We start from the raw sequence: 1,234 nt of genomic DNA, 5'->3' as shown, positions 1-1,234 counted from the left end.
GCGATCGCCATAAATCGATACCAAAATTAGTTTAGCAAAATGCACACCATCATTAATACCCCATCAGTGTTTAGTTGCAAAACACCCGGCGCTGGGTGGATAAATTTAGCCCAGGTTCGCCAACTGGAATATGACGAAGTATTGCACAGTTACCCTGTTGCAATTGTTACTTGGCACAACGGCGATAAGCAAGCTTTCAAGCGCGAAAATGCCACAGCAATTATGCAAGCTTGGCTTGAAGCTACAGAACTCATGGAGCAGCGTTGCAATTGTAATAGTCACCGTTTCAAAAACCGCAGATTATGACCAAACATGACACCTGGGTGAAACTCAAACCCGGCAACCCTTACGAACCAATCTTAGACATGTTCCCAGACGGCATGATTCCCATGCGTGACCCATTCCCCCTGGAGCGCGTGACCACAGCTGATGGTGAACAAGTAACGCTGTGGATTGTGGACTTGGAGCGCCTAAGTAGCATTCAAACTATTGCCCTAGCTCAAACTATTGCTCACCACTGCGGTACTGACCCAAGTGAGGTGGCACAAGAAGCAACCGCAGCTGGTGGCTTTTCTATGAAGCATGAGTGGATCGATTCTATGCTATGCGGCCCAGAAGGGTTTCAAAGACAGAAAGAACTTGCTGATTTTTTGGAAACTGCACCACAGCCACCATCTGCTAAAGCATACCGGGAATTTTATAACAGCCAGTACACCCGCTGGATTGAGGGTGATGAAGTACCGCCGCCAATCAACTCCATTGAAGACGTTGACCCCAGGCTTAGAACACCGGCACTCAAACAAGCGCTAAAAATGCATCAAATCCAAACAGCAATTGCCCAGGGCGGTTATTCAGTTTTGGATGTGTTAACCGGACGGGCTTTCGTTGATGCTCTTAACCAAATTGACCCCCAAACCCAATATTTCTTAGTTGGCGAACCGGACGATTTTGACGAGGATGAAATTTATGAATATTGAAAATTTATCAGATATCCCACAACCCGATCCAGAATGGGATTATTACCCACTTTGGCATTCTTTACAGCACATTAAAGCCAAAATTGACGCGGCTTTAAAAGTCATGAACAAGCAGGAATATGCAAATTCTGTTACTGACGTAGAAATGAGAGAAATCCTCGATTTAGCTTCCGACAAGCTAATAGAAATTGTTAACTCATTAGAGCATGACGAAGAAGAATAACCGCCTGATGAATTGCAGTTTTTTAAATTGCGAT

3 protein-coding genes are annotated in these 1,234 nt (G+C 44.8%); all 3 read left to right on the top strand.

Annotated elements, in window-relative coordinates; all coding sequences use genetic code 11:
- Positions 1 to 39 precede the first annotated feature (39 nt).
- Genes GNE10_RS34630 through GNE10_RS34620 form a run of 3 tightly spaced genes read left to right on the top strand, consistent with a single transcriptional unit; the run spans position 40 to position 1,200 of the window.
- Complete coding sequence (locus GNE10_RS34630; protein ID WP_185570521.1) at positions 40 to 306, top strand: hypothetical protein; 267 nt, start codon at positions 40 to 42, stop codon at positions 304 to 306.
- Positions 303 to 977, top strand: a complete 675-nt coding sequence (locus GNE10_RS34625) for a hypothetical protein (RefSeq protein WP_185570520.1) — start codon at positions 303 to 305, stop codon at positions 975 to 977. Before GNE10_RS34630 ends, GNE10_RS34625 begins: the two co-directional genes overlap by 4 nt.
- Positions 967 to 1,200 carry a hypothetical protein gene (locus GNE10_RS34620; protein ID WP_185570519.1) on the top strand — a complete coding sequence of 78 codons (234 nt, stop codon included), beginning with the start codon at positions 967 to 969 and terminating at the stop codon, positions 1,198 to 1,200. Before GNE10_RS34625 ends, GNE10_RS34620 begins: the two co-directional genes overlap by 11 nt.
- Positions 1,201 to 1,234: the final 34 nt, after the last annotated feature.

Source organism: Nostoc sp. 2RC, assembly GCF_014222165.1.
In the GTDB taxonomy this organism is placed as follows: Bacteria; Cyanobacteriota; Cyanobacteriia; order Cyanobacteriales; family Nostocaceae; genus Nostoc; species Nostoc linckia.
Note: the sequence above shows the minus strand (reverse complement) of the source record. Positions and strands in the feature narration are given on the sequence as shown.